Below are 7,795 nucleotides of genomic sequence, written 5' to 3'. Positions count from 1 at the left end.
AAAGACCGATGAGTTTGGTGTGGCTGCGTTTACTTTGCCAGCAGGTGATCACGAAGTTGGTTATTACAAAGGCGGAGAGTTGTTTGCATTAACCGATGTAGCATTACTTGAAACTGTATCGAGTCAGGTATTCCTGAACTTAACGAATCAAGGCGAAAGCGTAGAGCTTGATCTACCGCTGTCAGCGTATGAGCAGGACTTTGATCATCAGGATGTTAAGCCGCAAACCGGTCCTAAAGGTAATCTGATTTTCTCCGTGAGAGATTCTGCAAATGATGCCGCTGTTTCTGGTGCGAAACTATTCTTCAAGGGCTATGCCATCGATGCAATCACTGATGAAAAAGGTATTGCCACGGTAGAGCTTGCAGCGGGTGACTATGATATATCAGTTATCCATCCAAAGTATGTAATGCAGGTAAGCAAGGACGTTTCGGTTCGAGCCGAAACAGATAACGAACACGCGGTTAAGTTGATTAAGGCCGATATTGTATTAGATGAGTTTGTTGTATCGGCGCCCTTTGTTGAAGGGAGTTTGGCTTCAAATATTGCAGAACTTAAAGATAGTGATGTTGTGGGTGACGCAATTTCTAGTGAACAATTTAGTAAGTCTGGCGATTCAGATGCGGCTGGCGCCCTAAAGCGGGTGACCGGTATTACTATTGTTGACGATAAGTTTGTCTTTGTTCGTGGTTTGGGGGAGCGCTATAGCACCGTTCTTCTAAATGGGCTTGAAGTGCCTTCACCTGAACCGACAAAACGCGTAGTTCCGCTTGATATATTTCCTGCCGGTGTTATCCAGAGCATGGATATTCAAAAGACATTTTCTAGCGATATTCCAGGTACCTTTGGTGGTGGCACAATCTTAATCAATACCAAAGATATCCCAAAAGAAGATAATTATATCAGTGGTAGCATCAGTGTTACTGTCAATGATGCAACAGGTAACGACGTTGTGCATAACCCTGATAATGACCAGAGCCTACCTGGTATCTTGTTGAATTTAAGTGATGGCTTTAAAGCCTTAACGAATGAAGTAAAAGTTGGTGATTTGGTACTTGCTGAGGGTATCACAGCTGCTGAAAGAACGGCACTCGACAAAGCAATGGTTAGCTACCGTAGCTATGGTATTACTGAAACCAAGCTTGATCCAGGTACGAGTTTATCTACATCCTTCGGTCAGAGTTTTAAAACGTCTGGGGGGATGAAGTATGGCTTTGCCGGAAATCTATATTATAAAAACGAGCAAAATAATAGCGCCGATGTGACGGAAAATACTCAGGCCGATGCAAATCAGCGTGACAAAGATAAGACATTTGGGAAGACTGTTTTAAATGAAAAGCTTGGAGGTTTGGTTAGTTTTGGTCTTGAACCGACAAGCAACTCAAAAATTAAATATACCTTTGTTGGTCTAAATGAAGAAGAGGATCAAACAACGCAGTCTCAAATATATGACTATTTAGAGGAAAGGTCATCTGAAAAGGTCTTGCTAAGGTATACAGAAAAAGAGCTCTACTCACATCAACTATCTGGGGAGGGTTTACTTGGTGAGAAATCTGGTAGTCTTCTAGATGCGTTAAATCTCAGTACAGCTTTATCATTTTCTTCTGCTACGCGTTTAGAGCCCGGTACTTTTGAATATGTTTACAAAGAGTCGAATTCTGGCAGCGGGCTTGCGATTGATAAAAACAAAATGTTTTATCAATACTCAAACCTTGAAGATGAAGTTTTGAATTTTCGAGCGGATGCTTCCTTGCCGTTTACGCTCAATGGTCAGGACAATAAAATTAGTTGGGGTTCTTATTTCTTAAGTAAGGAACGTACCCTGGATAACAGGCGTTTCAAGTTTTCCTACAATCCCATTGAGGATGATACGCGAGCAATCGATGATATTTTGGTTGATAGCTTAGCAGTCACAGATCGACTTGATTTAACAAGTAATTACCGTCAAGAAGATGCCTACCTTGCTGAACAGAGTTTGGTTGCTTTTTATGTTAATGCTTTGATTTCACCATTCAATGCACTGGATTTGAATTTTGGTTTCAGGCAAGAGCAGTCAACGCAAGACCTTGAAGTAGGGATAGAAGAAGATAGTCAGGAGTCCTACAGTCTTGAAACGTCAGACACACTCCCTTTCTTTGGTGCCACTTTTAGGGTCTCAGACGAGCATCAGTTCCGTTTTGCCTACAGCAATACGCTTACGCGACCTGACTTCAGAGAATTTAGCCCAACGCGTTATAAAGATCCTGAAACTGATTATGTCGTTCGAGGAAACCCTGATCTTAAGTATACCGAAATTACCAATATCGACTTTAAATATGAGTGGTTTCCAAGTTTTGACGAGTTCTTATCCTTTGGACTGTTCACAAAGAGCTTCACCAACCCGATTGAAACAGTTAGGTCGGTGCCAGATGAGGATATCGAAATATCGTATGTAAATGCTGAAGGTGCCGATAGCTTCGGATTTGAGCTTGGCTTTAGAAAAAGTTTGGATGGTCTATTGGGTGATCTTGAACATTACTTCGTAGAAGGAAACTACGCTTGGATTCACTCTGAAGTGCAGCTTAATCAGTCTGATATTGATTCCTACGGACTGACTACAAACGATCGAGCCATGCAGGGTCAGTCTCCTTATGTGACCAATATAAAGTTCGGTTACGATAATTTCTTTACAAGAAGAAGTGCGATGTTTCTTTACAATGTCTATGGTAAGCGTATTTCTGCATTGGGTGTAGATGGTGTTGCGGATGCCTACGAACAACCATTCCAGCGCTTGGACTTTGTTGTGAAGTGGGGCTTAAACGATACCTATGATGAACAAGAGAAAAAAATTGGTTATACCGTTTCTCTCAAGATTAAGAATCTTCTTGATCAAGATGAGGAAACACTTCAGGGAGGTCAAGTTGCCAACCTTGAAAGTCCGGGACGTTCCGCAACTGTTGGTTTCTCGATGAAGTTTTAAGGTGAGATGATATACGCAATGCTTAAGTTAAAAGTGATTAGTAAATTTAGAACTCTCGCGCTGTTGGCTTGCTGCCTTGGCGCTACACTCTGCGCAGCAGCCGAATCTTCTAGTGAGCTGAAGGTGGGCAAAGTTGTCGGCAAACATATTTTTGGCTTAGCCAGAGATGTTCAGAATGACCCTTTATTGCTGGAGGGGGAGCCCTTGATATATGAAGCTTCAGCGAACAATGCTGAGCTTACAGTTGGTAACCGTCAGTTTAGGGTAGACATCTTCGATCATGACATTGGTGGGGTTTACCTAAGCCAATACAATGACGAGTCCAGCCTTTTAACTGACACCAGTAGTATGTCTCTCGGAACGATCGGTGGTGTGCACTCAGCGACACAGCTAAGTAAAACAGCTTGGAATACGCTTACATTTTCAGAGTATAAAATGATAGATGCTAGATATAGTGAAGAGTTTGCTAGTGTCTTTAATCCATACTTCAAAGGTAACAGTGACCTTGTCAAACCATACCAATATGGGTGGTTGAATGAGGTCATTGTTCTGGATGAAAAGGGCAATGCGAAACAGATAAAAGTGTATGCAGCTGGTCGTTTATTCGCGAGTTCCTATCTCGTGATGCCAGACAATAAAACCGTTTACTCTCACGACGCTAACTCAGGCAATTTGTACGTATTTATTGCTGAAGAAGCAAATAGCTTTGCTAAAGGCTCATTGTACGTAGTGACTTCAGATGGTTCGATTTCCTTGGTTGAACTAGGTAAATCAAGCGCCTTAACGATGAAGTTTAAACTAAAGAAAGTCGATTTTAGTAAGCTGTATAAAAAGGGTGCAGTTTCGAATGGTTCTTGTGAAGCGTCGTTTACTTATATTGATACTGTGTATGGTAAAGAATGCTTAAAAGTCCAAAAGAAGAATCGTAAGTATGTTGGTCAGTTTGAGCCTATCAGGGCGTCTGCTATGAAGGGAGTGCAACCTCTTTTACCCGAGGTAGAAAGTATCAGGTTTGATCGTAATAAAAATGAAATAATTGTCGTTGATAATAGGGCGCAAGAGAAACGGTACTCGCTGGTTAGCAGTGCGGAATACGGTTCTAATTTTATTATCCAGTAATTATAGAGGTAACTATGGCAAAGCTAGCGAGCCTAATTGCGCTGTGCGTGTTTACATTCTCAGTTCAAGCGCGTGATCAAATCAAAATTGTGGGCAGTTCCACAGTGTATCCTTTCGCAAGCTTCGTGGCCGAAGAGTTTGGTAGCGTGTCTCGATACCCTACGCCTGTGGTGGAATCAACGGGTACTGGTGGTGGCATGAAGCTATTTTGCACTGATAACAGCCTGGATTCTCCGGATATCACCAATGCAAGTCGTCGCATAAAAATCAAAGAGCTTCATCTTTGTGAACGTAATGGCGTAAGCAATATTACCGAAGTTATGTTTGGTTATGATGGTATTGTCTTGGCTCAATCCAAAGCCAATAAGCCTTTCAATGTATCAAAGAAAGACATGCTGCTTGCTTTGGCGAAAAAGGTGCCTAACAAAGAAGGCACGGCACTAATCGACAACCCATATACAAATTGGAATCAAATCAATCCGGCACTACCAGATCGTAAGATTACGGTTTACGGCCCGCCAATCAGTTCGGGTACACGAGACGCATTTGAAGAGATTGTCCTTCAGTACCAAACTGAAGAAATGAAGGTTTATCGTGATGCTGGTCTAAAGGGTTATCGTGTCATTCGTTCTGACGGTGTTTACATACCTAGTGGCGAAAACGATAACTTGATTGTTAAGCAGTTAACTAAAGATAAACTAGCGCTAGGGATTTTCGGCTACAGCTTCTTGACTGAAAACGAAGACACGATTGCTGGTGTTGATATTGATAATGTATCGCCTAGCAGCGAATCCATTGCCAGTAAGGACTATCCAATTTCAAGAAGCCTGTTCTTCTACGTTAAGAATGATCATATTGAGAAGGTTCCAGCAATTAAGGAATATATCGAGATGTTCTTGAATGTCGATATTATTGGTGAGGATGGTTTATTGACCGAAATTGGGCTTATCCCAATGGGTGAAGAAGAGATTGATCACAGCCTTAGTGAAGCGCTTGAGCAAAAGCAGCTTGAGCTAGATGTGTTAGAAGATGCGCTGCATGTAAGCCAGCGCTAATAGCTTAATGTTTAATAAAAAAGGGAGTGAATTATGTTCACTCCCTTTTTTATTTGTAATTGATTGCTATTTAAGCGTGAGCCTGTTGTTAAAGTTCCGGCTTTTTTTGATGAGCTCATCGCCAAAGTTTTGGTCGTACTTAGAAATGCGATCATAAAGTACGATATTAACTGACATCGCCACGTTCAGGCAGCCGGTAGTTGGTATGAAAACAGTTTCATCTGCGCGGTCAATAATCTCCTGGCTTAATGAGCCATCCTCAGGACCAAAGACATAAAATGCCTTGTTAGGGTGGTTAAATTGGGGTAGGGGTGTCGCACCTTCTACCAGCTCTACGCATACTAGTTTGTAGTCGTCATGCACTGCATCAGCTAGGTTATCTACTTCGCTAAGGCTAACTTTTTCTTCGCTCTTTTGAGTGTCAGTATGGAAGCGCGCTGCTCGGTTATAGCGCCCATCTTTGTCGGTAAAATAGACGTGCTTTGCATTGAAGCAATAGGCCGCTCGAAGAACGACAGCTACGTTTGTAGGTGTTTTAGGCTTGCTTAGGCCGATACTAATTTCATTATCAATCATTACTTAACCTAGTAAGGGCTTGGGTTGGTTCGCCGGTCTGGTGTTGCGTTAATTTTACAGCTTCGTCGCTGTCAATCAATTGTCATAAACATGAAGCATAACTGTAATCTGACTGTCATCAAATATTTATATCGTTCCCGTGGTTCAAATTATTTATGCAATAACGCCTTAATAACAATGTGGATACACAATATGAATTTTAAGCTTTCGAATTTAAAAACTTTAGCAAGTGCTAGTGTTTTAATGTCTGCAGTTGCTCTCACTGGTTGTGGTGGTAGCTCATCTTCAGGCTTTTCTGTTTCTACCGCTACTGCTGACTACGTTGCAGAAAACCTAACTTTGAAAGGTGACTTCGCAGAGGATGTAACACTACTTGCTGGTCAAACTTATAAGATCGACGGCGAAGTTAACTTCTTAGACGGGACTACTTTAACAATTCCTGCTGGTACGACGTTGTACGGTGCGACAGGTTCTTCTTACCTTGCTATTAACCGTGGTGCGCAGATTTTTGCTGAAGGTGCTGAAAATAGCCCAATCATATTTACTTCTGCACAGGATATCGCGGGCACTGCTGGTCAGAATGATCAGGGTCAATGGGGTGGTCTGACAATTCTAGGTAGCTCTGAAAACAATAAAGGCGAGCGCACTTATGAAGCTGGCACGCAGGCATATGGCCCAATCAATGGCGTAGCAGATGCAACGGATAACAGCGGTATTCTTGACTACGTGATCATTAAATATTCTGGTTACGCAATTGAAAAAGACAAAGAGCTAAATGGTTTGTCTCTAGGTTCAGTTGGTAGCGGTACTCAAATTAGCAACATCGCTATCGTTGGTTCTGCAGATGATGGTATTGAGCTTTGGGGTGGTACGGTTGATGTTGATGGTCTGTACATCTACAACGCAGGTGATGATTCAATCGATACTGACCAGGGTTATATCGGCACTCTTTCAAACGTTTACGTTCAGCAAGTTGTTGTTGATGATGAGATTGACTCACGTGCAATCGAAGCTGACTCGCACAGCACTGACGATTCAGGCACACCAATTGCTAAGCCAACGCTTGAAAATGCAACACTAGATACAATCGGTCGCGCTATTCGTCTTCGTGAAGGTACAGGCTACGTATTTGACAACGTGCAAGTTAATGTTAAGTCTTCAAGTGCTGATGCATCACTAATTGGTACACAGGTTGATGACGGTGAAGGTGGTACCGAAGAGTACACTGAAGCTGACTACATTGCAGACATCGCAGCAATCCGTGTAAGTGATACTGCTGTAACTGGTGATGAAATTGAAACAGCAGGTGCTGGTATCGCGATCAAGAATGACGCAGTTGAGTTAGTGATTGATGATGCTGTAACAGGCGACATCGGTGCTGACGGTATCATCACTAGTGGTAAGGGTATCTATCGTGACGAAGGTACACGTGACATTTTCCGTGCACTTGGTGATGTACATGAAACAGTCGGTGTTTCTGGTGATATGGTTGACGAAGCATATCTAGACTCTTCTGGTGTAGCATTTGCTGCAGAAGTTGATGCTGACAACGCTGTAACTGGTGTTGATTTGAGCATCTTCGAATGGGCATTGGCAGAGGTTAACGATCAGGCTGTTTCAGTTATTAGTGGCGACATCACAAGCGATACAACACTAACTAGCGATAGCTTGTATGCAATCACTGGTGAAGTGAATGTTGTTGACGGTGTTACGCTTACTATTGAAGCTGGAACAACACTTTTCGGTGCTTCAGGTAACTCTTACCTAGCGATAAACCGTGGTGCAATGATTGATGCTCAAGGTACAGAGTCAAACCCAATCATCTTTACGTCTGCTCAAGACGTTGCTGGTCTTAATACTGGTGACGAGCAGGGTCAATGGGGTGGCTTGACTATCCTTGGTCAATCTACCAACAACAAAGGCGAGCGTACTTATGAAGCTGGTACTCAGTCTTATGGTCCTGACGCTGGTGTAACGATTGCGGACGATAACAGTGGAACACTGACTTACGTTGCGATCAAATACTCTGGTTATGAAGTAGAAAAAGACAAAGAGCTTAACGGTCTTTCTCTTGGTTCTGTAGGTT

4 protein-coding genes and 1 pseudogene are annotated in these 7,795 nt (G+C 42.5%); 4 read left to right on the top strand and 1 reads right to left on the bottom strand.

Annotated elements, in window-relative coordinates:
* The 3 genes from A3756_RS20765 to A3756_RS20755 all read left to right on the top strand — a co-directional run.
* Positions 1-2,959: TonB-dependent receptor (locus A3756_RS20765; protein ID WP_068554505.1), on the top strand; the 2,959-nt coding region annotated here is incomplete at its 5' end.
* Between the two features lie 18 nt (positions 2,960-2,977).
* Positions 2,978-4,078: a hypothetical protein gene (locus tag A3756_RS20760; protein WP_068554503.1), complete on the top strand. Its 1,101-nt coding sequence runs from the start codon at positions 2,978-2,980 to the stop codon at positions 4,076-4,078.
* 14 nt (positions 4,079-4,092) lie between these two features.
* Positions 4,093-5,133 (top strand): substrate-binding domain-containing protein, encoded by a 1,041-nt coding sequence (locus tag A3756_RS20755; protein WP_068554501.1) that lies wholly within the window; start codon positions 4,093-4,095, stop codon positions 5,131-5,133.
* A 66-nt stretch (positions 5,134-5,199) separates the two neighbouring features.
* Here A3756_RS20755 and A3756_RS20750 read toward each other — a convergent pair whose 3' ends face one another.
* Positions 5,200-5,709, bottom strand: a complete 510-nt coding sequence (locus A3756_RS20750) for an RNA methyltransferase (protein ID WP_068554499.1) — start codon at positions 5,707-5,709, stop codon at positions 5,200-5,202.
* Between the two features lie 192 nt (positions 5,710-5,901).
* Here A3756_RS20750 and A3756_RS20745 point away from each other — a divergent pair.
* Positions 5,902-7,795, top strand: a pseudogene (locus A3756_RS20745) (hypothetical protein); the annotation flags it as partial.

The organism is Oleiphilus sp. HI0086 (assembly GCF_001635225.1).
Note: the sequence above shows the minus strand (reverse complement) of the source record. Positions and strands in the feature narration are given on the sequence as shown.

Bases quoted from the DNA above. Each gene is read 5' to 3' on its own strand.
- A3756_RS20760 (WP_068554503.1), top strand. From the start codon at position 2,978: ATGCTTAAGTTAAAAGTGATTAGTAAATTTAGAACTCTCGCGCTGTTG.
- A3756_RS20750 (WP_068554499.1), bottom strand. From the start codon at position 5,709: ATGATTGATAATGAAATTAGTATCGGCCTAAGCAAGCCTAAAACACCT.
- A3756_RS20755 (WP_068554501.1), top strand. From the start codon at position 4,093: ATGGCAAAGCTAGCGAGCCTAATTGCGCTGTGCGTGTTTACATTCTCA.